This window comes from Paenibacillus sp. FSL M7-1046, from assembly GCF_038007405.1.
Lineage (GTDB): Bacteria > Bacillota > Bacilli > Paenibacillales > Paenibacillaceae > Paenibacillus_AQ.
On the sequence record NZ_JBBOXB010000001.1, the window covers coordinates 5,419,853 to 5,446,219 of the forward strand.

Annotated in this window: 24 protein-coding genes; all 24 read left to right on the plus strand. The window is 49.4% G+C overall.

The genetic code is table 11. From position 1 onward, the window contains the following. The first annotated feature begins 62 nt into the window (after nt 1-62). The 24 genes from dpsA (at nt 63) to NYE29_RS24255 (ending at nt 26,352) form a co-directional block, all read left to right on the plus strand. Nucleotides 63-962, plus strand: a complete 900-nt coding sequence (dpsA, locus tag NYE29_RS24140; protein ID WP_076110075.1) for a dipicolinate synthase subunit DpsA — start codon at nt 63-65, stop codon at nt 960-962. A gap of 187 nt (nt 963-1,149) precedes the next feature. Beyond that, nucleotides 1,150-2,370 (plus strand): aspartate kinase, encoded by a 1,221-nt coding sequence (gene dapG, locus NYE29_RS24145; protein ID WP_038593379.1) that lies wholly within the window; start codon nt 1,150-1,152, stop codon nt 2,368-2,370. A gap of 16 nt (nt 2,371-2,386) precedes the next feature. Further along, entirely contained in the window at nt 2,387-3,262 is an 876-nt protein-coding gene (gene dapA / locus NYE29_RS24150) for a 4-hydroxy-tetrahydrodipicolinate synthase (protein ID WP_076110074.1), read from the plus strand. Nucleotides 3,263-3,873: 611 nt separating this feature from the next. Next, complete coding sequence (locus NYE29_RS24155) at nt 3,874-5,553, plus strand: ribonuclease J (protein WP_038593375.1); 1,680 nt, start codon at nt 3,874-3,876, stop codon at nt 5,551-5,553. 231 nt (nt 5,554-5,784) lie between these two features. Continuing rightward, entirely contained in the window at nt 5,785-6,279 is a 495-nt protein-coding gene (locus tag NYE29_RS24160; protein ID WP_038593373.1) for an RNA polymerase sigma factor, read from the plus strand. Then, on the plus strand, nt 6,276-7,286 hold the full coding sequence (locus NYE29_RS24165) for an anti sigma factor C-terminal domain-containing protein (RefSeq protein ID WP_340897828.1): 1,011 nt from the start codon (nt 6,276-6,278) through the stop codon (nt 7,284-7,286). Before NYE29_RS24160 ends, NYE29_RS24165 begins: the two co-directional genes overlap by 4 nt. A gap of 130 nt (nt 7,287-7,416) precedes the next feature. Beyond that, the gene (locus tag NYE29_RS24170; protein WP_340897829.1) at nt 7,417-8,196 is read left to right on the plus strand and encodes a ClpP family protease; all 780 of its coding nucleotides are present in this window, start codon (nt 7,417-7,419) and stop codon (nt 8,194-8,196) included. Then, a complete protein-coding gene (locus NYE29_RS24175; RefSeq protein WP_038593366.1) occupies nt 8,193-8,408 on the plus strand; it encodes a YlzJ-like family protein in 216 nt (71 codons plus the stop codon). The genes NYE29_RS24170 and NYE29_RS24175 overlap by 4 nt, the downstream gene beginning before the upstream one ends. A gap of 124 nt (nt 8,409-8,532) precedes the next feature. Then, nucleotides 8,533-11,193, plus strand: coding sequence for an FtsK/SpoIIIE family DNA translocase (locus NYE29_RS24180; protein WP_340897830.1), 2,661 nt, complete (start codon nt 8,533-8,535; stop codon nt 11,191-11,193). Between the two features lie 378 nt (nt 11,194-11,571). Then, a complete protein-coding gene (gene sleB / locus NYE29_RS24185; RefSeq protein WP_038593360.1) occupies nt 11,572-12,432 on the plus strand; it encodes a spore cortex-lytic enzyme in 861 nt (286 codons plus the stop codon). Nucleotides 12,433-12,636: 204 nt separating this feature from the next. Next, the gene (gene yfmF, locus NYE29_RS24190; protein ID WP_340899787.1) at nt 12,637-13,875 is read left to right on the plus strand and encodes an EF-P 5-aminopentanol modification-associated protein YfmF; all 1,239 of its coding nucleotides are present in this window, start codon (nt 12,637-12,639) and stop codon (nt 13,873-13,875) included. 2 nt (nt 13,876-13,877) lie between these two features. Further along, nucleotides 13,878-15,158, plus strand: coding sequence for an EF-P 5-aminopentanol modification-associated protein YfmH (yfmH, locus tag NYE29_RS24195; protein ID WP_038593355.1), 1,281 nt, complete (start codon nt 13,878-13,880; stop codon nt 15,156-15,158). Beyond that, nucleotides 15,158-15,925: an elongation factor P 5-aminopentanone reductase gene (gene ymfI, locus NYE29_RS24200; protein ID WP_038593352.1), complete on the plus strand. Its 768-nt coding sequence runs from the start codon at nt 15,158-15,160 to the stop codon at nt 15,923-15,925. Before yfmH ends, ymfI begins: the two co-directional genes overlap by 1 nt. Nucleotides 15,926-16,078: 153 nt before the next feature. Continuing rightward, nucleotides 16,079-16,339, plus strand: coding sequence for a DUF3243 domain-containing protein (locus NYE29_RS24205; protein ID WP_038593349.1), 261 nt, complete (start codon nt 16,079-16,081; stop codon nt 16,337-16,339). Between the two features lie 177 nt (nt 16,340-16,516). Further along, nucleotides 16,517-17,284 carry a DUF3388 domain-containing protein gene (locus NYE29_RS24210; RefSeq protein ID WP_038593346.1) on the plus strand — a complete coding sequence of 256 codons (768 nt, stop codon included), beginning with the start codon at nt 16,517-16,519 and terminating at the stop codon, nt 17,282-17,284. 91 nt (nt 17,285-17,375) lie between these two features. Further along, nucleotides 17,376-18,356, plus strand: a complete 981-nt coding sequence (locus NYE29_RS24215) for a helix-turn-helix domain-containing protein (protein ID WP_340897831.1) — start codon at nt 17,376-17,378, stop codon at nt 18,354-18,356. Nucleotides 18,357-18,437: 81 nt separating this feature from the next. After that, nucleotides 18,438-18,599 (plus strand): hypothetical protein, encoded by a 162-nt coding sequence (locus tag NYE29_RS24220; RefSeq protein WP_167347618.1) that lies wholly within the window; start codon nt 18,438-18,440, stop codon nt 18,597-18,599. Nucleotides 18,600-18,807: 208 nt separating this feature from the next. Then, nucleotides 18,808-19,299: a YajQ family cyclic di-GMP-binding protein gene (locus NYE29_RS24225; RefSeq protein ID WP_038593340.1), complete on the plus strand. Its 492-nt coding sequence runs from the start codon at nt 18,808-18,810 to the stop codon at nt 19,297-19,299. A 149-nt stretch (nt 19,300-19,448) separates the two neighbouring features. Further along, the gene (gene pgsA / locus NYE29_RS24230) at nt 19,449-20,036 is read left to right on the plus strand and encodes a CDP-diacylglycerol--glycerol-3-phosphate 3-phosphatidyltransferase (RefSeq protein ID WP_038593337.1); all 588 of its coding nucleotides are present in this window, start codon (nt 19,449-19,451) and stop codon (nt 20,034-20,036) included. Nucleotides 20,037-20,082: 46 nt separating this feature from the next. Further along, nucleotides 20,083-21,372, plus strand: a complete 1,290-nt coding sequence (locus tag NYE29_RS24235) for a competence/damage-inducible protein A (protein ID WP_076110063.1) — start codon at nt 20,083-20,085, stop codon at nt 21,370-21,372. Between the two features lie 297 nt (nt 21,373-21,669). After that, on the plus strand, nt 21,670-22,734 hold the full coding sequence (gene recA, locus NYE29_RS24240) for a recombinase RecA (protein ID WP_038593331.1): 1,065 nt from the start codon (nt 21,670-21,672) through the stop codon (nt 22,732-22,734). Nucleotides 22,735-22,848: 114 nt separating this feature from the next. Next, nucleotides 22,849-23,583, plus strand: a complete 735-nt coding sequence (locus NYE29_RS24245) for a regulatory protein RecX (protein WP_038593328.1) — start codon at nt 22,849-22,851, stop codon at nt 23,581-23,583. 307 nt (nt 23,584-23,890) lie between these two features. Then, nucleotides 23,891-25,432 carry a ribonuclease Y gene (rny, locus tag NYE29_RS24250; RefSeq protein ID WP_038593326.1) on the plus strand — a complete coding sequence of 514 codons (1,542 nt, stop codon included), beginning with the start codon at nt 23,891-23,893 and terminating at the stop codon, nt 25,430-25,432. Between the two features lie 125 nt (nt 25,433-25,557). After that, nucleotides 25,558-26,352, plus strand: a complete 795-nt coding sequence (locus NYE29_RS24255) for a TIGR00282 family metallophosphoesterase (RefSeq protein ID WP_038593324.1) — start codon at nt 25,558-25,560, stop codon at nt 26,350-26,352. Nucleotides 26,353-26,367: the final 15 nt, after the last annotated feature.

Here is a 26,367-nt window from a genome sequence, read left to right on the forward strand (position 1 = left end):
GCGTCTATTGTCATTACTTGATTTGGGCAGGTCCCGTGCAATTAGAAAGGAGCGTCATCCTTATGTTTACTGGCATCAGGATCGTGTTCCTGGGCGGGGACGCAAGACAGCTGGAGGTCATTCGTAAATGCGTAGAGATGGATGCGACGGTAAGCGCCGCCGGGTTTGATAAGTGGGAAACTCCAAGTCCTGAAGTGAACATGATTCAGCTTTCGGCCGGACTGCTCAGCAGCGCGGATGTGCTGGTTCTGCCTACGGTGGGATGTGACGAGGAAGGAAATATTAACGCCGTATTTTCCTCGGATCGCCTACAGCTGCTTGACGAACATATCGCGGCGCTGCCGCCGGACTGCACAGTGTATGCCGGTGTAGCCAAAAGTTATTTGCGCAACCTGTGCGCCAGACATTCGATTAAGCTCGTGGAACTGCTGAACCGGGACGATGTGGCGATTTACAACTCCATCCCAACAGCAGAGGGTGCACTGGTTATGGCTATCCAGAATACCGATTTTACAATTCACGGCTCCTCTTCGATGGTGCTAGGCATGGGCAGAACCGGATTTACAATGGCAAAGGTATTGCAGGGACTCGGTGCCAGTGTGAAAATAGGCGTCAGGAGGCAAGAGCATTACGCACGTGCGGAAGAGATGGGCTGGAAGCCATTTATGACCGGAGAACTGCTGCTGCATGTGCCGGAGGCTGATCTCATCTTTAATACCGTCCCGGGCATGATTATAACCGCGCAGGTACTTTCACGTCTTCAGAAGCACTGTGTAATTATCGATCTGGCCTCCGCTCCGGGCGGATGCGATTTCCGCTATGCGGAGAAGCATGGACTCAAGGCGTTGCTGGCGCCAGGTCTGCCTGGAATAGTTGCCCCAAAAAGCGCAGGGATGATTATGGCTAATGCGTTGGTGCAGTCGATATCTGACGAGACATTGCGCACAGCGGACAATAAATGAATTGGCTTATAAATGAGTAGGTTATATTATTACTTTCAATCCGCTTCAATCTGCTAAGAGGAAGGTTTGACCAATATTCAGCATTTCAAAGTAAAGATCTTGCGCACATGAGCCGTTCCTTGGATAGAAACAGTTCTTCAGTGCATATAACGCATGCTTGCTTAGAGAAGTAATGGAGGAATTATAAATGGGTATTTTGGTGCAAAAGTTCGGCGGAACCTCATTGTCCACACCGGCAGCGAGGGAGCATGTCATCCGCCACGTCAAACGGGAGATGGCCAGCGGCTTTGATCTGGTTATTGTCGTCTCCGCTATGGGACGCAAAGGGGAGCCTTACGCAACCGACACGCTGCTTGACTGGGCAGTGCAGAACGGGAATTCCCTGCCGGACCGGGAGAAAGATCTCTTGATGTGCTGCGGAGAAATAATCTCCGCCACTACACTGTGTGGTCTGCTGGAGCAGGAGGGCATCCGCTCTACGGTGCTTACAGGCGCACAGGCTGGCTTCCTTACCGACAACAACTACGGCAACGCAAGAATTCTCGATGTGCAGACCGAACGCATTCTACGGGAATTGCGAGAGCATAAAGTAGTTATAGTAACCGGGTTTCAGGGTCAGACCGAAGCCGGTGATTTTACGACCCTTGGACGCGGGGGAAGCGATACCTCGGCAACAGCGCTTGGTGCAGCACTCCGTGCGGATATGGTCGATATTTACACCGATGTGGACGGGATTCTTACAGCCGATCCGCGGATTGTCGAGGATGCGAAGCAACTGACCTATGTCAGCTATACAGAAATCTGCAACATGGCCTATCAAGGGGCTAAAGTTATACATCCCCGTGCGGTGGAAATTGCCATGCAGGCCCAGATTCCTGTACGGGTGCGCTCAACGTTCTCGGAAGCCGAAGGTACGCTTGTCACCCATCCTGAAGGATTCAGCGATGTTTCACACGGGGTAGTGGACCGTTATGTTACGGGGATTGCTTATGTCAGCAACATTACACAGATCTCTGTGGAGTGTCCGGACGGCAACGGTACCGGTGTACAGCTGCAAATCTTCAAAAGTATGGCCGACAATGAAATCAGTGTGGACTTTATCAATGTAACGCCTTCGGAAGCTCTGTACACTGTGAACGATGACAAATCGGAGCAGGCTATCGCTGCGCTGCAAGAGTTGGGACTTCGTCCCAAGAGTTTGTCCGGCTGTGCCAAGGTCTCGGTAATCGGCGGAGGCATTAACGGCGTGCCGGGGATTATGGCGCGCATTGTTGAGGCGTTAACCTCGCAGAACATTCAGATTTTACAGTCTGCCGATTCCAATACAACAATCTGGGTACTGGTGAAGAAGGAAGATATGGTGCAGTCGCTGCGTGCACTGCATGCCAAGTTTGAATTGCACCGCTGACAAGGAGGAATTCAAAGTGGATTTCGGAAGATTAATAACCGCGATGGTAACCCCTTTTGACGGGGATGGAGAAATCAACTGGGAAGCAACTTCACGCCTTGTTGACTATTTGATTGAGGAGCAGAAATCCGAAGCGCTGGTAGTCTGTGGTACCACCGGAGAATCGCCCACACTTAGCGAGGAGGAGAAGCTCCGGCTTTTTTCCTACGTTCTGGAGAAAGCGGACGGACGCTGTAAAATCATTGCCGGAACGGGCAGTAACAGCACGAAGAATTCCATACATCTTACGAAGGAAGCGGAGAAAATCGGAGTAGATGGTGTTCTTCTCGTCGTTCCTTATTACAATAAGCCAAACCAGGAGGGGCTGTACCGGCACTTCTCGGCGATCGCTGCGGAAACAACCTTGCCCTGTATTCTTTACAATGTTCCAAGCCGTACCAGCGTAAGCATGAGTGTGGCGACGACATTAAGACTTGCTGAAATCCCCAATATTGTGGCGACCAAGGAATGTGCCTCAGTCGATCAGATTACTCTGATCGCTTCGGCTTGTGCAGATGATTTCCACGTATACTCAGGGGATGATTCTGCGGGACTGGCAACACTTGCCGTCGGCGGTCACGGCATTATTAGCGTAGCCAGCCATGTGGTGGGAGTTGAGATGTCGGAAATGATCGAAGCCTTTATCTCCGGCAATGTGCACCGGGCCGGCGAGCTTCACCGCCAACTGTTCCCTGTGTTCAAAGGGTTGTTTGAATGCCCGCAGCCGCTGCCGAATCCTTCGGCTGTTAAGTATGCACTGGAACTGCGGGGTATTCCTGTCGGATCCGTGCGTCTACCACTGGTGGGACCGAGCGAAGATGAGGCCGAGTTCATTAAAGCGCTGCTGAATTAGAAGGTCAAATCTCTTGAATAAGCATTGCAGCAAGAAGCTGTCTTCCCGAGTGGGGAAGACAGCTTCTTGTGTTTGTATTAAAACTGTAAGCTGGCGGTTAATTCTCAAACAGTCGAAATGTTGTGAAATAAGCGCAAATGTTAAGGATTGCAACAAAGTTTCTGCTTGTCTTTTCCTCAAATAATGCAGGTTCTTTAAGGAAAGAATAGGCTTACGAAGCCGATGACTTGTCTTTTGCCAAAAAAATCATGTATAATGTTCTTAAGTGACTGGGTGCGGCAAAAATTAAATATGCGGTAATCTTCCGTCAATGTAATTTTACATTGTGTGACAGGATAGGTCCTTGTATAAGTCTGTGCAATTGCTGCCAGATTTACGCGCGAGGGGCGCGGCGGTGAAGTTTGACGGTGTTTGTCCGCTTCAAGAAGGTGCTCACTGCCCGAATTCGGGGGTTTTTCGCTTTGCGTAATTATGCAGACTTACGGAATTTCTTGTTCATCGTGGAAACTATCGGCAATTTGAAGAATGTGTTCAGCGCCGCTGAAATAATGAAGCTCATTGTTTACAAATAAAAAGTATGACGTCCAACATCATAGGAGGGTTAGATTCATTTGTCCAAAAAAAACAACAACGATAAATTGCTGATATTCGCATTGGGCGGAGTCGGAGAAATCGGGAAAAACATGTATGTCGTTCAATACGGAAACGACATTGTAGTCGTGGATGCCGGTCTAAAGTTCCCGGAGGAAGATATGCTCGGTATTGATATTGTAATACCTGACATTTCGTACCTGACAGAAAACCGTGACAAGGTAAGAGGTATTGTGCTTACCCACGGACACGAGGATCACATCGGCGGATTGTCTTATGTGCTAAAGAACCTGAATGTTCCAGTTTATGGAACAAGACTTACCCTTGGACTTGTGGAGAACAAGCTTAAGGAAGCTAATCTGCTCGGAGAAACGAAACGCATTCTAATTAACGAAGATTCGGAAATCGAACTGGGAACTTCATTGAAAGCAACCTTCTTCAGAACCAATCACAGTATTCCTGACTCCGTCGGAGTATGTATCGAAACACCGGAAGGCAATGTTGTCCATACAGGTGACTTCAAATTTGACCACACCCCAGTCAATGGTCAATTTGCCAATCTCCACCGTATGGCTGAAATCGGCCAGAAAGGCGTACTTGCGCTTATGTCTGACAGCACGAACGCAGAGAAGCCAGGCTTCACGCCTTCGGAGAAGAATGTCGGCATCGTACTGGAAGATATCTTCCGCAAGGCTGAACAGCGTGTTGTTGTGGCAACCTTTGCCTCCAACGTGCACCGTATTCAGCAGGTGGTTAACGCCGCTGAATCCACTGGCCGCAAGATTACGGTTATTGGCCGCAGTATGGTGAATGTGGTATCCATCGCTTCTGAGCTGGGTTATCTGCATGTGCCGGACGGCATGCTGATTGAACCAGAGGAAATGAATAGAATGGCCGGCAACCGTGTAGTTGTGTTGTGCACAGGCAGCCAGGGCGAACCGATGTCAGCTCTTACACGCATGGCGCGCTCCAGCCACCGCAAAGTGGATATTCTGCCGGGCGACACCGTTATCATTGCGGCAACGCCGGTACCGGGTAACGAGAAATATGTAGGCCGTACGATTGATGAATTGTTCCGTCTTGGTGCTAACGTGATTTACAGCGGTTCCAATTCCGGCGTTCACGTCTCCGGTCACGGCAGCCAGGAAGAGCTGAAGCTGATGCTCAACCTGATGAAGCCTAAATACTTTATTCCTATCCATGGTGAATTCCGGATGCAGCGCAAACATGCGCTTCTGGCAGAATCTGTCGGAGTGGAACCAAGCAACATTTTCATTACCGAAATCGGCGAAATTGTTGAAATTCAGGGCGGATCAGCCCGCAAAGCCGGCAAGGTTACTGCAGGCAACGTGCTGATTGACGGTCTTGGCGTTGGCGATGTTGGCAATATTGTACTGCGCGACCGCAAGCTGCTGTCCCAGGATGGTATCCTTGTTGTCGTTGTGACACTGAGCAAGCAGAACGGAGCAATCGTATCCGGACCGGATATTATCTCCCGCGGCTTTGTCTACGTGCGCGAGTCCGAAGGACTTCTGGATGAAGCGAACCGGATTGTCTCCAGTACGCTGCAGCGCCTGATGAGCGAGAAGGTCAATGAATGGGCTTCGCTCAAAACAAGCGTCAAAGATTCACTCGGCCGTTTCCTCTATGAGCAAACACGCCGCAGACCGATGATCCTCCCGATCATTATGGAAGTGTAAGAAGCAACTAGCTTCTTATAATATAAATATGCAGGGCCAAAGGCCCCTTCTCCCCGGAAATATTGGACGGTTTCTTGGGGAGGAGGGGTCTTTGTGTTGTGCAGTATTATCCCCAGTGTCTATGCAAAATTTGAATGGCAGGTCCGGCTCCGATGCCAATGTGCCGAAATAATTTTATGGCAGGGACAACATTTAGGCCCTTCAATCGTTATATAGCCAAGGAGGTGCAAGATGGGCCCGAAACTGAAGGAGCAGCAGCTTCAATCCAAAATGGCAGAAATCCGCAAGTATTTAATCCGCTTGGGCGCTGGCACCGCCGATGCGGAGGATATCGTGCAGGACACTGTGTACAAGGCACTGCTGTATCTTGACGGGATTGACGAACATAAGATCAGCGCGTGGCTCTACAAGGTGGCAATTAACAGCTACTATGATTTATGCCGAAGGCAAACGCGGTTCCAGTATTCCGAGGAAATCGATCTTGAGGCACCTGCAAATGAGCTGCCCGAATCAATGTTGCTTCAGCAGGAGCAAAAAGTGCTTATCGAAAAGGTTCTTGGAAAGCTGAATCCGGCGAACCGCCAGCTGATATTGCTGAAATATGAGATGGAATTCTCCTATAAACAAATCGCGGCGCTTCTAGGCATAACGGAAGGGACGGTAAAGGCTTCACTATACCGCGCCAGACAGCAGTTTCAACAAATTTACGGAGGTGAGGCTGAATGACTGCTCCATGGGAAGAACAAGAGGATCAGAATCTGGTACATACACTGAAAAAAGCCAAACGCAAAAGCCTGTTCCGCAGCATTGTCATTTCGCTGATTGTTAGTATTCTTACGCTGACCGCTATTTTCTTCGGTGCTGCGCAGCTGGTGGAGCGGAGATCGACTGAGGCCCGCTACAGCGAATGGATGTATATGATGATCAGCAGCCCCAATGAATTCCCGTCCGGATTTAGAGACAACCGTGGATTTCTGTCGGGTGTCATGGAAGTGAATACGTACAAAATCATTGAAGGTGTACCTGTTCCGTGGAATGAAAAATGGTTCAATTACAATGAGTGGTGGTTTCCGTTCGCTACTGGAGCATATGGGGGTACAACCCATCTTAGTGGGACTGACCCGCAGATGAAAGTGGAGAGCTATAAATACAACAGGCAGTACAATCCTTACAACGGACAGAGGGAGATGGCTTATTATATTCCGCAAGTAAAGTATGGTAAAATCCTGAACGACCTTCCTTTGCTTACGAAGAAGGAGCCTGACGAACTGATGGAGATGGCTTTATCTTTCGATAAGCCTTATTCCTTTGATGAAGTGAAGAAGATGCTGCCTGAAGGAACGAGATCTGTATGGTATTGGGTCGATACGTATGATGAAACCTCATGGTTCAATTTGGAACCCCATGAAGACGGGAATGGCGGGATGATAGACCCAGAGCCCATGGCATCTTCCTCTGGTGTATATGGTTTTGGGATCGGGCCTAACCGGGATGAGGCGTCACCGCATGATTTTCTCGAGCACATTAAGAACGGGCTTAAACTAAAGGACAATTACCACAGTGAATACAAGCGGATCCAACAATACTTAAAAAAAGACAAAAATGAACCTGAAGCCGGAGATGTCCGTATTCTGGGTGTCGTGGTCACTGGCTCCGCAGCCGGTCTGAAGAACCTGAAAGGGCAGCCCTATATCCGCGGTGCTGTGCTGGGAGCCGTTGCGGATAACTATTAAGATAGGAGGAGCAGGCTGATTTTTTATAGAAGTTCATTGCATAAGGGAGTCCCCTGGAATGTCATACTATTGAAAGATAGTACGGCTGCAGCAGATTAGGGCTGTAAGCGGAAAGGGTGAACTGCGCACAATGGACTTTACAGCAGGTACAGATACTGGCAAGAATGAAGAGATCCTTCCGGGAGAAATAAAGCCCGTAACGAGTGAACCCATCCCACCGGGTACTGTGGGGGTTCTGAAGGAGCTGGGGCAGACGGTAGTTCCAACAGGAGAACCCGATATTTTCTGTATAACGATTATCGGGCAGATTGAGGGGCATTTCGTACTGCCTCCGCACAACAAAACGACTAAATATGAACATATTATTCCGCAACTGGTGGCTGCCGAACAGAACAAAAATATAAAAGGGCTGCTGATTATTCTGAATACGGTCGGCGGTGATGTGGAGGCAGGGCTGGCGATTGCAGAAATGATCGCGTCCTTGTCGAAACCTACAGTGACCGTAGTCATTGGCGGGGGCCACAGCATCGGAGTTCCGATTGCCGTGTCTTCCAGCTATTCCATTATTGCGGAGAGCGCGACTATGACGATTCATCCAATCCGCATGAACGGGCTTGTTATCGGTGTGCCCCAGACCTTTGAATACATGGAGCGCATGCAGGAGAGGATGGTCAGATTCGTCACTTCCCATTCACATATTTCAGAACAGCAATTTAAAGATTTAATGTTTAAGACAGGGGAGCTTAACCGTGATATCGGCACAGCTGTAGGCGGCTATGATGCCGTCAAATATGGTCTGATGGATGAGGTTGGAGGCATCGGCGCGGCGCTGGCGCACCTGAATGGTCTGATTGCCAAGGATAATCCCCAAAGCACGGATGTATTGCTGCCGGGGGGGCTGACACAATGACCTTCTATACGGTACTTCCGATGGAACAAGTTTTTGAAGGGGCGATCCATTTTTCACAGCCCTTGCGGGAGGTCAGCATTCAGGGAATGCTGATGCAGGTTGAACCGCTGGAGGGAGGACAAGCACGGATTGTAAGGCTGCTTCATTGCCCGCTGGACAAATATTTGGACCCGGCATTCGCTCCGGGAGCCGTCGTGTTTTACGATAGATGACAACTACCCCCGGAATCCTTAAGGGAAATGCGAACAGAGAACATAAAGATGCATTTTCTGACAAAACAGAACATAGGTACGCCACGCCATTATATGGTATAATGTTGTTCCGGGGGTGGCTGTTGTGGCTAAACGAAAAAAGAAGAAGAAAAAAGCGCTGCTCGGCAGTGTTCTAAAATATGAAATTTACGGCATTATGCTGATAACGATTTCCGTCATTGCATTGTCCGGCGAGGCTGCGGTTGGACGTTCTCTTTCAAGTATGGCAGGTTATTTATTAGGCCGTTTTTATTTTGTGCTGCCGTTGGCCGGTATTTTTTACGGGCTGATGGTGATGATTCACAGAAGATGGCCTTCAAGTTGGAACAGCCGCCATTCCGGCGTGCTGCTGCTTGTGCTGTCCTTGTGTCTGATGAGTTCGATCTCAGCGATGGAGCAGAAGCTCGGTCCATTGTCGATGCTGCATCCTGGCAATGTTATGGCGCAAATACATACTGATCTTTCCGGTGCGCTTTCGCCCGGTTCCAGCAACAGCAGCGTATATATGCTTGGCAAAGATATTAGCGGAGGCTATATCGGTGCGCTGGAGTTCGCAGCCCTGCTGTGGCTTTTCGGCACACTTGGTGCCAAGCTGCTAATGATTGTAATGATGGCCATCAGCTTCATGCTGGTCACGAACCTGTCTTATGTAGAACTGTTCTCGTTGCTGCGGGTACGTGCTGGGAAACTGCTGGAAGGGATTCGCCTGAAAGCGGCCAACCGTCCAGCTGCAGTTCCCGTTGCGGCCCGTTCCTCCAGAACAGGCAGAACACCAGCGCCGCAGCCTGTACAAGAGCTGGAGGAAGATGAAGAGGATGAGGACGAGCAGGCTTTGCCAAGACGAAGTCAGCCGCTGTTCTTCCGGCGGATTGGGGGTTGGCTGAGCGGGACTACACGGACAGAAGGGCAAGGCGAAGAAGAACGGGAGGAAGATCTCTCGACAGATCTGCTTAACGGCTCACCCAATAGCCCGATTATTAGCGGACTGGATGCCGGGAGGGGGCGTGCTTCTCTGGATAATCTGGAGGATGATTTCGCTGGAGAAGATTTGGAGCCCGTTACACCGATTATCCGCGATTTCTTCGAGCATATCCGTTCAGAAGGACTGAATGAAGAAGACCGTGAGGACTGGAGCGAATTCTCTCCTGCAGCGCGGAGCGGGAACAGCTTGAGAGGCTCTGTGTTAGAAGGAGTTCCGGCAGATACTCCAGCTATTGATGGAGATACGCCGGAAGATCCTGTGGTTGTGGAGCTGGACGGGCTGCTGGGTGCAGGCGAAGACGGAGTCCCAGTGCCTGCTGCTCCGCTTCCCCCGCCGCCCAAACCGTATAAGCTCCCTTCCTTCCGGCTTCTGGCCAAGCCTAACAATGGAGGCAAGGCGGGAGACCAGAACGATTACATGCAGACTGCCCGCAAGCTGGAAGCTACACTGGAGAGCTTTGGTGTCCGGGCGAAGGTACTTGAGGTGGTAAGAGGACCGGCTGTAACCCGTTACGAAATTCAGCCGGATATCGGGGTGAAGGTAAGCCGGATCGTCAATCTTACGGATGATATCGCGCTTGCGCTTGCAGCGAAGGATATCCGTATGGAGGCGCCAATACCGGGCAAATCAGCAATTGGGATCGAGGTGCCTAACTCTGAGGTATCCGTCGTAACCATGCGGGAGGTTATGGAAACACAGGTGTTCCAAGATGCCGAGTCCCGGTTGTCGATCGCTTTCGGCCGTGATATTTCCGGCCAGACGATTGTCGGCAATTTAGCCAAGATGCCCCATCTGCTCGTAGCCGGTGCTACCGGATCGGGTAAATCCGTGTGTATCAACGGTATCATTACAAGTATCCTTTATAAAGCGAAACCAAATGAAGTCAAATTTCTGATGGTTGACCCGAAGATGGTTGAATTGAATGTATATAACGGGATTCCCCATCTGCTTGCCCCGGTAGTTACAGATCCTAAGCGGGCTAGCCTGGCGCTGAAGAAGATTGTCGTGGAAATGGAAAAGAGATATGAGCTCTTCTCCAAATCGGGCACACGCAATGTGGAAGGCTACAATACACTGATGAAGGATAATCCTGCTGCAGTTCTGCCTTATATTGTTGTTATTGTGGACGAGCTTGCCGACCTCATGATGGTTGCGGCAAATGATGTTGAGGATGCGATTTGCCGGCTGGCGCAGATGGCACGGGCGGCGGGCATTCATTTGATTATTGCCACCCAGCGTCCATCGGTGGATGTTATTACTGGACTTATTAAGGCAAATATTCCTTCCCGTATCGCATTCGGCGTGTCGTCAAATGTGGATTCCCGGACGATCCTGGACATGCCGGGGGCCGAGAAGCTGCTTGGACGAGGGGATATGCTCTTCCTGCCTATGGGCGCATCTAAGCCAATCCGTGTGCAGGGGGCATTCATGAGCGATCAGGAAGTGGAGACCATCGTGCAGTATGTCAGCAGCCAAGGGGAGGCCAATTATGACGAGACCCTGGTGCCTGAAGTAGATGACATGGTGACAGAGGACCAGGAGCCGCAGGACGAGCTCTATGAGCAGGCGGTACAGATTGTACTGGAAGCGAAGCAGGCCTCTGTATCGCTGCTCCAGCGGCGGATGCGCGTAGGTTACACCCGTGCTGCGCGGCTGATAGATGCCATGGAAGCCAGAGCGGTTATCGGGCCGTACGAAGGCAGCAAGCCGCGGGAAGTACTTATGTCACTGGAGCAATATCAACATAACAAAATAAGCTCATAATATAGCCAAAAGAGCTGATCCCGGGTAAAGGGATCAGCTCTTTTTTGTATGTGATATTTAGTTTGCTTTTGGCGCTTCAAGGAGACGTTCAACGATGTAATCGAGCTGTGCATTAAGCGAAAAGATGGGCAGAAGGAACTCTGCCGGATATCTATAATTTCTATCAGAGCTTTATTCCACAGCAAAATATGATCTTGCAAATTCATGGCCGTATCTCAACTCCTGTCGGTTCATCTTTTGATTATAGGTGATAATTATTCTCATTTGCAATGGAATACAGTCCTTCTCCGGGTTGCAATGCATAGGATCACCTGTCAGTCGTCATAATAACTTTAGCCATCAATGTTGAACTTACAAGAGAAAGGTAGAGCGAACCCAATGAAAAAACATAAGCAATGGATTTTTGCCGGCTTAACCCTTGCACTGGCCACCTTGCCGCTTGCAGGTCTATTCTTTGAGGATCAGAATGCGATCTACGCCAGTCCGTATCATGCTTCATCTGATCTGTCGGAAACTGCTGCTCCCGATGTTGAGGCATTGCCTGCTTTTGGAACAACACCGCTTAAGGTCGGCTCTTCCGGACAAGATGTTTACGAGCTGCAGGGAAGATTGAAGCATCTTGGGTATTACGCGGGCAAAATTGACAGCCAATTCGGGTCTAAAACGAAAAATGCAGTAACCTGGTTCCAGTGGAAATTCGGCATAAAATCTGACGGTATCGTCGGTGCCAAAACAAAGTTGAAACTGTACAATGCCACCAAGGCCTGGAAGCCGACAGAGCCTTCAACCAGCACAGCAAATAAAAATACCGGAAACAAAAGTAAAACTGCCGATTCCGGTAAGTCGAATACAGCGGAACTATCCTCAGGGAATACAATGGGCCTGTCCGAAAATGATTTGAAAATCATGGCCAATGCCGTTTACGGGGAATCGCGGGGTGAGCCGTTTGAAGGACAGGTTGCCGTTGCTGCGGTTATTCTGAACCGCGTGAAATCCCCAAGCTTTCCGAATACACCTTCCGGCGTTATTTTTCAGCCAGGGGCATTTACGGCCGTAGCTGACGGGCAGATCTACCTAGAACCCAATGAGCAGGCACGCAAAGCTGTTCAACAGGCGCTTAATGGCTGGGACCCTTCCGGCGGCTGCCTTTATTATTTTAATCCGAAGACGGCTACTTCCAAATGGATATGGACCCGTCCGCAGGTGAAGACAATCGGGGAGCATATTTTCTGCATGTAGCAGCGGACTTGCACTTGCCGCAATGTAACCCCCTGTATAAAACCGACCCAGAGCAACCGGTAAGCTTTCTTCCGGTTGCTTCCTTACTTTGGAATGGTTTAGAATGGATAATACTTCATAAACTTGTTGTAGAGCATCTATCCACGCCGTAAAGGAGTTTTGGACTTGACAAATAATGGATTTCAACATGGCAACGCCGCAGGCATGCGTATTCATGTATTGCCGACCAAGGCGTTCAAGACCTTCGCCATTTCACTTTATGCAGGGGTTCCGCTGGACGAAAGTACGGTCACTTCAACAGCGCTGGTTCCTTTTGTGCTTCGCAGAGGTACAGCCAACTATCCGGAAACAACCCAGTTCCGTGAACGTCTGGAGGAACTTTATGGTGCCGGATTTGGTTTTGATATCTACAAAAGAGGCGATTATCAGATTGTCCAGTTCCGGATGGATACGATCAACGACTCCTTTGTGCAGAGCAAAGAGAGCCTTCTCGGGGAGTCTTTTGCTTTCCTTGGCGAAGTACTGACCCGGCCATTGCTGGAAGACGGAAGCTTCCGTGCTTCGTATGTCGCAACAGAACGTGAGACGGTACGCAAAAAGCTGGAAGCGATTGTTAACGATAAGATCCGCTATGCGGCCGAACGCTGTATCGAAGAAATGTGCCGTCAGGAGCCTTACCGTCTGCATCCGCTTGGCCAAAGAGCCGACCTTGACAGCATTACTCCAGAAAACCTGTACGAATCCTACAATTCCTGGTTGAACGGAGCGATCCTCGATCTTTACGTTGTTGGTGACACTACACCTGAAGAAGTTGAAAAGCTGGTCGTTCGCCATTTTGGCCGTGGCCACAAGGAGACCGTAGCGTATTCCTCCAATTTTACACCGGTAGCCGTTACAGAGGTCCGGACTGTGGAAGAGAAGCTGGATGTCAATCAGGGTAAGCTTAACATGGGGCTGCGCACTTCCATTACTTACAAGGATGACAAATACGCCTCCGCGCTGATGTATAACGGGATATTGGGCGGCTATCCTCACTCAAAGCTGTTCGTCAACGTTCGTGAGAAGGAGAGCCTTGCCTATTATGCTTCCTCCCGCTATGACGGGCATAAAGGCATTGGAACCATTCAATCGGGGATCGAAACCCAAAATTACGGCAAAGCCGTCGATATTATCCGCAAACAGCTGGAAGAATTGAAGGCCGGTAATATCAGTGACCTGGAGCTGAACCAGACCAAGGCAATGATCCGCAATCTGCTTTCCGAAATTCAAGATTCGGCGTTTGAACTGATCTCGTTTGATTTCAACCGTCAGTTGTCTGGAAAAGACCGTTCCGCACTGGAGCTGCTGGCTCAAGTCGATGGCACCGGAGTGGAAGATGTGAAGGCGGCTGCCGACACGTTCCAGCTGGATACGATTTATTTCCTGACAGGGAAGGAGGAATAGCGGTGAAACAGATCCATTACGAAAGACTTCAAGAAACACTGTATCACGAGGTTATGGATAACGGTCTGCAGGTCTATGTGCTGCCTAAGCCCGCTTTCCAGAAAACCTATGCCACCTTTGCCACTAAATATGGCTCTGTGGACAATCACTTCAAAGTTGCCGGCGGCGAAGAAACCACTGTCCCTGACGGTATTGCCCACTTTCTGGAGCATAAAATGTTCGAAGAGCCGGAAGGCGACATTTTTGCCACCTTTGCTTCTAACGGTGCGTCGGCGAATGCTTTCACGAGCTTTGACCAGACAGTGTATCTTTTTTCGGCCACAGAAAATATTGAGACCAATCTCAGCACCCTCGTTGATTTTGTACAGCGGCCTTATTTCACCGACGAGAATGTCGAAAAGGAAAAAGGAATTATCGGCCAGGAAATCAATATGTACGCGGATAACCCGGATTGGCGCGTCTATTTCGGTTTGATTGAGGCCATGTATGCCAAACATCCGGTACATATCGATATCGCCGGAACGATCGAATCAATTGCCACCATTACCAAAGAAACACTGTACACCTGTTACAATTCCTTTTATCATCCCAGTAATATGCTGCTGTTTGTAGTCGGTGGCGTAGAACCGGAGAAGGTATTCGAGCTGATCCGCAGCAACCAGGCCGGCAAATCATACGAGAAGCAGGGTGAAATCACGCGTATTTTTGAAGAGGAGCCCGTTCACGTTGCAGAGAAACACAAGGAAAGCCGTCTCGCCGTATCTATGCCGAAATGTCTCTTTGGCTTTAAAGAGAAGGTAGAAGGCCTCACCGGTGAAGCGGCAGTCCGCCGTGATCTCACCACTAAGCTAATGCTGGATCTGCTGCTGGGCAGCAGTACGACGCTGTACCAGAAGCTCTATGACGAGGAACTGATCTCCGACAGCTTCGGACATGAATTCAACAGCTCACCGCAGTACGCGTTCTCGGCGATTGGCGGCGATACGAAGGATCCGGATCTGCTCATCAGCAGGTTGAAGGAAGAAATCAGTGTTATTCTGAAGACCGGCTTTGCCGAGAAGGATTTCGAGCGGGCGCGCAAAAAGAAAATCGGCGGCTATCTGCGCATGCTGAACTCGCCGGAGAGCATTGCTCACGAATTCACACGCTACCAGTTCAGAGGCGGCGATTTGTTTGAAGTGCTGCCGCTTTATGAATCCATTACGCTGGATGAAGTCAATGCCCGCCTGCGTGATCATGTGGACTGGGAACAACTCGCTGTGTCGCTTGTGGTGAGTCCTTAATGGCGTTATCGGGAGAGGGCAGCAAGCCAATAGGAGAAATGACCGTGCTTGTCACTGGAGGCAGCGGGGGAATTGGCGGGGCTATCGCCGAACGTTTTGCTTCCGTGGGGATGAACATTGTTATTCATTATATGAACTCGCACGAAGCGGCCAATGATGTGGCCCGGCGCTGTATGGCCCTGGGGTCCAAGGTGTTGACGGTGACCGCTGATATGAAGGACCGCAGCCAGCTTGTCCGCATGGCAGAAAAGCTGGAAAGCAGCGGGATGCAACCGGATATTCTGGTTAATAACGCCGGAAAAGCACATTATGGCATGCTAGCCGATGTGACGGAGGAAGAGTGGGACGATATTATGGCGGTGAATCTGAAAGGCACTTTTTTGTGCAGCCAGATTTTTATGCCTTATATGGTTAGCCAGCGATATGGGCGGATTATTAATGTCTCCTCCGTTTGGGGCATCTCAGGCGCTTCCTGCGAGGTTGCCTACTCCGCCAGCAAGGGCGGGGTGAATGCCTTTACTAAGGCATTATCCAAAGAGCTGGCACCCTCAGGAGTCACGGTGAATGCCGTGGCTCCCGGTGCTGTCCATACGGCCATGCTGGCCAATCTGCAGGAGGATGAGATGCGGATGCTTGAGGAAGAGATTCCTGCGGGACGACTGGCTTCCCCTCATGAAATCGCCTCGCTTGTTTATTTTCTCGCCTTGCCTGAATCCGGGTACATTACCGGCCAGGTGATCAGTCCGAACGGCGGATGGATCACCTGATGGTTCCTGTTACTGGCGTGGAGGCTTGGAGAAATGCTCCAGCATAAGAACGTACCGTCCGAGACATATTATAACTGTTGCTTTTAAATCTCACGTAAGGCGGCTGTCACCTGAACAAGGCGGGCGGACCGTAAACATGAAGGAGGATTTAAGATGTCAACAGAAACCGTAGTGAAAAACTTTGATAGCTGGAAAAGCTTTTTGGGTGAACGGGTCATTCAGGCTGAAAAAATGGGGATGAGCGAAGAAACCATTTCCAAGCTGGCTTTCGAAATCGGGGAATTCCTTGATAAGAAAGTCGATCCGGGAAACTATTCCAACCGGGCAATCAAAGAGCTGTGGGATGTCGGTACGGACGATGAGAAGCATACCATTGCTTCCCTCATGGTCAAGCTGGCGAAGAAAAACGCATAGGCATGCGGAACAAGCTCCCCTCGCGGGAGCTTTTCTGCAATTATTACAGTAGTGTCCTTGCCTTTCAATTTCATTTTATATATCATTAACATGACCCGTGTTTCAGAACGCTTGCCGAAGCAGGTTTTTTTAATGTATGGCAAAGTGCAGGGAAAAGGAATCTATGAGGTGTAACAAGTGGAATATAAACAATGGTATATGGAGTACAAGATACATAAGAACAGACCTGGTCTGCTTGGAGATATCGCTTCTATGCTCGGAATGCTTGAAGTCAACATCCTGACCATCAACGGTGTGGAAGGCAAGACGCGCGGAATGCTCCTGGAAACAAACGATGATGAGAAGATTATGCTGATGGGTGAAATGCTCAAAAAAGTAGATAATATTACGGTTACGGCGCTGCGTTCTCCACGGCTTGTGGATAAGCTGGCTGTCCGGCATGGACGATATATTGACCGCGATTCGGATGACCGCAAGACGTTCCGTTTTACGCGGGATGAGCTGGGACTGCTCGTGGATTTCCTCGGTGAACTGTTTAAAAGGGAAGGGAATCAGGTTATAGGACTACGGGGAATGCCCCGCGTCGGCAAGACGGAGTCTATTATCGCCGGTAGTGTCTGCGCCATGAAGCGCTGGACATTTGTTTCTTCGACGCTTTTGCGGCAAACGGTCCGCAGCCAGCTGGCTGAGGATGAGATGAACCCTCATAATGTCTTTATTATTGACGGGATTGTAAGCACGATCCGCTCCAATGAGAAGCATTACAATCTGCTTCAGAATGTGATGAGTATGCCCAGCACAAAAGTAATTGAGCATCCGGATATTTTTGTGCGGGAATCCGAGTATACCTTTGATGATTTTGATATCATTATTGAGCTGCGCAATATGCCGAACGAAGAGATATTGTACGAGTCGTTTACGACAAGCTACAGTGATGATCTTTAGAATATAAAACAAAGCGGATGCTTTCGAAGCGGGTTTTGTACGATGCTCTTCAAGAAAGCAAATGCTGACAAAACTTTTAGGAGGTGATGGCATGTCGGAACTGGGCCGGCATTTGAAGGAGGCTCGTCTGCAAAAAGGGATGAGTCTTGACGATGTCCAGGAAGTAACAAAGATTCGAAAAAAATATTTAGAAGCCATCGAGGCGGGTGACTATAAAGTGCTTCCCGGGAGCTTCTATGTTCGGGCGTTTATCAAAACCTATGCTGAGGCAGTGGGTGTGAACCCGGACGAGCTCATGGAGGAGCATGGCAATGTCCCGGCTGCCCCGGTAGAAACAACAACGATGGAGACCGTGATTCAGAAGCGCAGCCGCAGACCTGAAACGGAACGGAATGCGAAGTGGCTTCCGACAGTCCTGATGTGGACCTTCCCAATATTGATTATTGTAGTAATTTATTTGTACGCTTCTTCGAATATGAACAAAGCTGATCCTGAAAATGCTGCTCCCGAGAATTTGACCAACGAACAAAAGGATCCTTCTAAAAATCAGCCTTCCCCGACAGCGGTCGGGGGCGGAGTGGTGTCTCCTTCGGAATCAGCAGGCAGCCCTGAAGCGACTGCAACGGCTACTGTGGCTCCGACGGCTACACCGGTTCCTTCACCAAGCTCTCAGGCGGTTACGGTCACACAGGACCGTAAATCGGGCAAAACGACGATTTACAAAGTTTCTGCTCCTTCCGGAAGCGCTGTGCAGGTTGAGATTGCGGCAACCGGTGTAAGCTGGCTTGAAGTTTACAAGGGTGAAAATTCCAAAGGTGAGAAGCTCAGCTTTGGCAACACTGCGGCCGGCGAGAATAAGAGCTTTACACTCGGCAGTGAAGGGATCTATATTAAATCCGGTTACTCGCCAGCTACAAATATTACTGTTAACGGACAAGTGATCACTGACGGCAAAACCTCCTCCCGCATTCTGCTTGAACTGGATGAGGGCACTTCAGCCGACAGTGAATCCGGAAACACAGATGAGCCGCAGGACAGCGCTACTAGCCAGAATAGCACTTCAGGTCAATAAAGGTATCCACGTATAGACTTTGGCATTTTGGAGAATCTAAGAGTGATTTACAGTTCTTACGCCAAAGTGAGGTGTACTCTCATGACCGTTAGCTGGATTGTAACAGGGCTGGGCATTATCGTCAGCCTCCTCGGTTATTACTTGACACCGAGCGCCTGGGGCTATGGAATTCTTGGCTTTGGACTGGCACATATTGTGCTGGGGATTCTGGATATGTTTCGGGCTCCCGCTCGTAGCAGATAAAGCCGCTGTATGAACGTCTCCCGGTTGCGGTTATTGCCGGGGGCGTGTTTTTAGCCTTTGATTATCAAAGGCTTGCACTTGGCTCCACATCTGTGGGGCTGTTTTGCATGCGGGGGGTGCGGGTGCCTTATTCTTGCCATAATTAGACTTAAGAAGCCCTTTCTCATATAATAGGAGCAGAATAATTGTTAGCAAAGGACGTGGATTCATGAGTTCGGAAAGTTCATTTGACATTGTATCCAAAATGGATATGCAGGAATTGACCAATGCTGTTCACCAGACCGAGAAGGAGATTGATAACCGGTTTGACTTCAAGAACAGCAAAAGCAGCCTGAAGCTGGAAAAGGATGCGCTTATGATCGCCTCAGAGGACGAGTATAAGCTGGGGGCAGTCATTGATATTTTGCAATCCAAGATGGTCAAACGTGGGATTACCCTCAAGAATCTGGATTTCGGAAAAGTCGAACCGGCTTCCCTTGGGACAGTGCGCCAGCGTCTTGGCCTCAAGCAGGGAATCGATCAGGAAAACGCTAAGAAAATCAATATTCTGATCCGGGATTCCAAGCTGAAGGTGAAGAGTCAGATTCAGGGAGATCAAATCCGCGTTACCGGCAAAAGCCGCGATGATTTGCAGCAAATTATTCAGATTTTGCGCAAAGCCGATTTGCCGCTGGATTTGCAGTTTAACAATTTAAAGTAAGCTTTTGTGCCCCGCAGTGCTTACGCACCATTTTTGCGGGGTGCTTTCTGTTTTTTTGACACGTACATATGGCTATAATATACTTGCTTAAGCAGTTTTGAAGAAAATAGTGGAATTTTGGATTCGTAACGATCAGGGGAGGAACTTCAGTGAATTTGCCCAACCGCATCACGCTAGCCCGCATTTGCCTTATCCCGATTATGATGTTTTTTTTGCTGGTGGATTTCAGATTTTATCCGGAGCCTTTACATTGGGGCTCGTTCCAGCTTTCAATTAATCATCTGATCGCGGCTGTAATCTTCCTGCTCGCGGCCAGCACGGACGGTATAGACGGCTATATAGCCCGGAAATATAACATGGTCACTAATCTCGGCAAGCTGCTCGACCCGCTGGCGGACAAGCTGCTGGTTTCTGCGGTGCTGATTTCTCTGGTTGAGCTGGGAAGATGCGATTCATGGATCGCCATTGTGATTATCAGCCGCGAGTTCGCCGTAACCGGGCTGCGCCAGGTAGCGCTGCTCGAAGGCAAAGTGGTTGCCGCCAGCAAATGGGGCAAGATAAAGACAGTCGTGCAGATTGTCGCTATTTCCCTTCTGCTGCTCAACAACTTCCCCTTCCAGTTCGTCAGTATCCCTCTTGATGATATTGCCATTTGGGCCGCTGCGCTCATCACTATTTACTCGGGGATTGATTATTTCGTGAAGAACAAGGATCTGCTGCAGCTTCATGATGCTTAGAACTTAATAACTCATCCACTCTACAACCAGGAGGAGAAAGCCAGCTATGAAAGCGGAAATTATTGCCGTCGGAACGGAGCTTTTACTTGGACAAATCGTGAACAGCAATGCCCAGTTCTTATCTGTAGAGCTGGCCGCGATGGGAATTGATGTTTATTTTCAAACTGTGGTCGGGGATAACAGCGGCCGTATTCAGGAAGCAATAGAGATTGCAAAGAGCCGTGCGGATGTCATTTTGTTCACCGGTGGAATAGGCCCGACCGAAGATGACCTGACCAAAGACGCACTGGCGTTAACGCTGGGCCGTTCGCTTCATATCGACCAGCTTGCGATGGATCATGTACAGCGTTTTTTTGATGACCGGAAGATAGTGATGACAGAGAACAACCGTAAGCAGGCACTTATTATTGAAGGAACTACGCCGCTTTCCAATGAAATCGGCCTTGCTGTCGGCATCGCGTTCGCCCATGAAGAGAAGTATTATATCGTGCTTCCAGGCCCGCCGCGCGAGATGAAGCCGATGTTTACGGACAAGGCTAAACCATGGCTGCTGCAGCACGCGCTGACAGACGAAATGCCGATTTACTCCAAAATGCTCAAATTTGCCGGCATCGGCGAGTCGCTGCTGGAGGACAAATTGATTGATCTGATCCGGAGTCAGACTGATCCAACTATCGCTCCTTATGCCAAGGAAGGAGAAGTGACGGTCCGCATCTCTACCAAAGCGACTTCTGAACACAGTGCCATGGAGAAGCTGGACGTGCTGGAGAAGACAATCAAGGATATTCTGCCGGAGCATATGTATGCCAATATAGATGTGCCGCTGGAACAGCTTATTGTGGATTGGATGGCGGATGCCGGACTGACCTTAAGCGCCGCAGAGAGCTGTACAGGCGGTTTGCTGATGGAGAGCATCACGAATATTCCAGGCAGCGCATCCATGTTCAATGGAGGTATAGTTTGCTATTCCAATGAGATGAAGAAGAAGTTGCTGAATGTGCCTGCTGCTCTTCTCGAGGGTCCTGATGCTGCCGGAGCGGTCAGCCGCGAAGTCGCTGAGGTGCTGGCGGAACAGGTAAGAATGATAGGGGACAGTGATTTCGGGTTATCAGTTACAGGTGTTGCCGGTCCCGGCTATTCCGAACGCAAGCCGGTAGGGCTTGTCTATGTCGGCTTAGCAGAACGGGGGCAAAAGACTGAAGTGTATGAGCTCAATCTCAAAGGGACGCGTGAGAACATCCGGCTGCGTTCAGTCAAAGCGCTATTATACCGTCTCTGGCGCAGGCTGGAGGAGCGCAAGGTGGCTACTCCGCTGGATGGATCAGCCTTGCAATAACCTGCTAAGACGGTATATAATTGTATATACGGAAGAACCGTAGCACTGAGAACTCTCTGCTGCGGTTTTTTGTTTTATGCGGCGCCGCTGACTACAGCGGAGCTCCTGTGAGCATAGGCCGTTGATTTCCGGTGACTGAAGGATTTGTATTGAATTCAACATCCGGAAGGAGGCTTACAATAAAAGGGAGTATTCTCCCGGAAGACAAAAAAAACGAATGTATGTTCGAAAAAAAGCTTGGCAAGACCTCCAAAACACGTTATTATATTACTATAAACAGTGAAGGAAGTGGTCTGATTGTCAGATCGTCGTGCAGCGCTTGATATGGCGCTTCGTCAAATAGAAAAACAATTCGGTAAAGGTTCGATCATGAAACTGGGAGAATCCTCGCATATGAAAGTCGAAGTCGTACCTAGCGGCTCCTTGGCACTTGATATTGCATTAGGTATTGGCGGACTTCCTAAAGGACGTATTATTGAAGTATACGGACCGGAATCTTCCGGTAAGACGACTGTTGCTCTACATGCGATTGCAGAAGTGCAGAAGCTTGGTGGACAAGCTGCTTTCATTGATGCAGAGCATGCGCTTGACCCTAAGTATGCTAATGCTCTCGGCGTAAACATTGATGAGCTGCTGCTCTCCCAGCCGGATACAGGCGAACAGGCACTGGAAATCGCCGAAGCGCTCGTCCGCAGTGGCGCAGTAGACATTATTGTCGTGGACTCCGTAGCGGCACTGGTGCCGAAAGCGGAAATTGAAGGCGATATGGGAGATTCGCACGTTGGTTTGCAGGCACGTCTGATGTCTCAAGCTTTACGTAAGCTGTCCGGAGCGATCAACAAGTCTAATACGATTGCCATCTTCATTAACCAGTTGCGTGAGAAAATCGGCGTTATGTTCGGTAACCCGGAAACAACTCCAGGCGGCCGGGCATTGAAATTCTACTCTTCCGTTCGGCTTGATGTGCGCCGCGTAGAGAGCATCAAGATGGGAAATGATGTTGTCGGTAACCGTACGAAGATCAAAGTCGTGAAGAACAAGGTTGCACCTCCGTTCAAGCAGGCTGACGTTGATATCATGTACGGTGAGGGTATCTCCAGAGAGGGAAGCCTTGTTGATATCGGTACGGAAATGGATATCGTTAACAAGAGCGGAGCCTGGTATTCCTACGAGGGTGAACGTTTGGGTCAAGGTCGTGAGAATTCCAAGCAGTTCCTGAAAGAGCATCAGGACATTGCTCTGGTGATTGAGAATAAGATTCGTGAAGCCAGCAATTTGTCGACGATTGTAGCGGCTCCGAGTGAAACCGAGATTGCTGCAGAGCAAGAGGAAGAAGAAAACTTGCTGCTCGAAATCGAATAAATTAAAGTGAATATTATATAAGGTAATAGGCGCCCTGTGAATGATCTTAACAGGGCGCTTTTTCATAAGATCAGAAGAGTATAAGAATCAATAGCTATGAGGTGACAGACAGCCATGGTAATACAATTGAACCCTGAACCGGAAGAACAGGAAGAACAACCGCTGGACAATTTCCCAGAAGGCGAGCTGCTTGTCATCACACGGGTAGAGCGGCAGAAGAAGTCCGATCACCGTTACATTATTCATTTCGGCGCTTATAACATGACTGTTCATGAAGATGTCATGATTAAATATCGGATGATTACCGGCAGTTCGTTCATGAAGGAAGATCTGGTGGAAATTGTTGTTGCGGATGAACGGCAGCGTGCTTATGTAGAGGGACTGCGGTATTTGGAACGTAAGCCTCGGACATCTCAGGAAATGGCCCGCCGTTTACGTGAGAAAGAAATAGGAGAGACTATTATTGCCGAGGTCCTGCTGCGTTTGCAGCAGGAGCGTTTCCTTGATGATCCCTTGTATGCCAAGCAGTGGGCGGAACAACGCATTGCAAATCAGCGTAAGGGCAAGCTATGGATCCGTCAGGAGCTGCGGGAGAAAGGGATCGACAAGTCGCTGATCTCGGAAGCGCTGGAGAATATCTCTCCGGAACAGGAACTGGAAAGTGCTCTGCAGACAGGGCGCAAGAAATGGAATCTGATTCGCGGAGACGTTAATGACAAGCGCAGAAAGACCGGAGCCTTCCTCATGCGGCGCGGATATTCCGGTGAAATGGTACGGCAGGTACTGAATGTTTTACGCCAGGAAGAGGATTTTGAGGGTGAAGAAGAGGAGATTTACTTCCCTGACTGATTCTCTTGACTTAAATGCGGTTATCGACTCTCTTGACAAGGTCTTTTTATAAATAATAAAATATAACATGAATCGGCATAAACTAAGAATCCTTTTTCCTTCCCAAAAAGCAGACTCTTATGAACCGGTTCGCGTACAACTCATATGAAATGTAATCGCCGGATAAGGCGGGCAGTGTGCATGTGCAGCATGTGCAGTATGGCAATCGGTGTATTACCGGTTTTTTGTATGGTGATGAACGGATAGTTTAACAACTGCACAATTCCCAAGGCATTTCCCTTGGAGGAACCAACGAGGAGGTGAACAGATGGTAACTGCAATCTGGGTCATAATCGTTCTCGTTGTAGCTGCATTATTCTTTGGATTCGGTTATTTTATTCGTAAATCCCTTGCAGAAGCTAAGATTTCAAGCGCAGAGAAAGAAGCCGTAGTCATCGTGGAGAACGCGAAGAAAGAGGCGGAGGCGCTGAAGAAGGAAACGGTACTCGAAGCTAAGGACGAAGTCCACAGAATCCGTACTGAAGCTGAGAAAGAAACTCGTGAACGTCGGAATGAAATCCAACGGCAAGAGAGACGTTTGCTGCAAAAGGAAGAATCACTGGATAAAAAAATGGAATCGCTTGAACGAAAAGAAGAACAAGTAGCTAACAAAGAGAAACGAATTGACGAAACACAACAGCAAATTGATGTAATTTACAAGAACCAGGTCACTGAACTGGAACGTATTTCCAATTTGAGCATCGATGATGCCAGAAGTATCATTCTTAGCAATGTAGAACAGGAAGTTCGCCACGAGACCGCACAGATGATTAAGGAAATTGAACAGCAGGCCAAAGAGGAAGCGGACAAGAAAGCCCGCGAGATCATTACACTGGCTATTCAGCGCTGCGCAGCTGATCATGTGGCGGAAACAACCGTGTCAGTAGTTACATTGCCGAATGAAGAAATGAAGGGCCGGATTATCGGCCGTGAAGGCCGCAACATCCGTGCACTGGAAACTCTTACTGGTATTGATCTCATTATTGATGATACGCCGGAAGCCGTTATTTTGTCGGGCTTTGATCCGATTCGCCGCGAAGTGGCCCGTACGGCACTTGAGAAGCTGGTTGCTGATGGACGTATCCATCCGGCACGGATTGAAGAGATGGTGGAGAAATCCCGCAAAGAAGTGGATGAGCGGATTCGCGAATACGGTGAACAGGCTACCTTCGAGGTTGGCGTTCACGGATTGCATCCGGATCTGATCAAAATTCTAGGCCGTCTGAAATTCCGTACGAGCTACGGTCAAAATGTACTCAAGCACTCCATGGAGGTTGCTTATTTGACTGGACTTATGGCCGGTGAGCTTGGGGAAGACATCGTGCTTGCTAAACGTGCCGGTCTGCTGCATGATATCGGCAAAGCGCTGGATCATGAAGTGGAAGGTTCGCACGTCGAGATTGGCGTCGAACTGGCGAAGAAATACAAGGAGCATCCGGTTGTTATCAATAGTATCGCGTCCCATCACGGTGACTGCGAAGCTACTTCGGTTATTGCCATGCTGGTTGGAGCTGCTGACGCCTTGTCGGCTGCACGCCCTGGCGCACGCCGTGAGACACTGGAAACGTATATCAAACGTCTGGAAAAGCTGGAGGAAATCTCCGAAAGCTTCGACGGCGTCGAGAAGTCCTACGCCATTCAAGCGGGCCGCGAGGTTCGGGTGATGGTGCAGCCTGAGAAGATCGACGATGCGGAAGCATTCCGTCTGGCCCGCGACATTACGAAGATGATCGAGAGTGAACTGGATTATCCGGGTCATATCAAGGTTACCGTAATCCGCGAGACACGGGCTGTTGAATACGCTAAATAAGCAAGGAAATCGGCCCCCCTGCGGGGCCTTTTTTCTTTCATACAGAATATATGCTTTCGAAGCCGGATGTGTACGAAGAACATTCAGCACGGATTAACCCACTAAACTTTTAGGAGGAGAACAACATTAAAGTTTTATTTATAGGTGATATTGTAGGCAATACCGGCAGAAAAGCGCTGCGTGAAATGCTGCCTTCGCTGAAGAACAAATACCAGCCGCATATAATCATTGCGAACGGAGAAAATGCCGCAGCGGGAAGAGGAATTACTTCCGCTATTGCCAATGAATTTTTCAACTGGGGCGTTCATGGCATTACAATGGGCAATCATACATGGGATAACAAGGACATCTTCGAATTTATCGACGACGAGCCCCGGATCATCCGTCCGGCTAATTTCCCTGCAGGAACACCTGGCAGAGGATATACGATTATTAAAGGCAATGGCAAAGAGCTGGCGATTGTCAATTTGCAAGGACGGACCTTTTTGCCGGCAATTGATGATCCGTTTCGGGTGGGCGAAGAGATTGTGGACGAGCTGCGCCGGAATCACAAGTGTATTCTGGTGGATTTCCACGCCGAGGCTACTTCCGAGAAGATCGCTATGGGCTATTTTATGGACGGGCATGCTTCAATTGTTGTAGGAACCCATACACATGTGCAGAGCAATGACGATGTTATCCTGCCGGGAGGCACTGCTTATCTGACGGATGCCGGCATGGTTGGTTCAAGAGAAGGGATTTTGGGTATGGAAAAGGATGCGGTCCTCTATAAGTTCACTACCCAGCTTCCGGCCAGATTTGTGGTTGACGAAGGTAAATGGCAGTTGCACGGTTTATTCGCAGAGATTGACGAGGCTACGGGCAAGGCAACACGTCTGGAGAAGATTCGGCTGCGTGAAGATGAATGGGTAATGAGTTAATGAGGGCACCAAGGA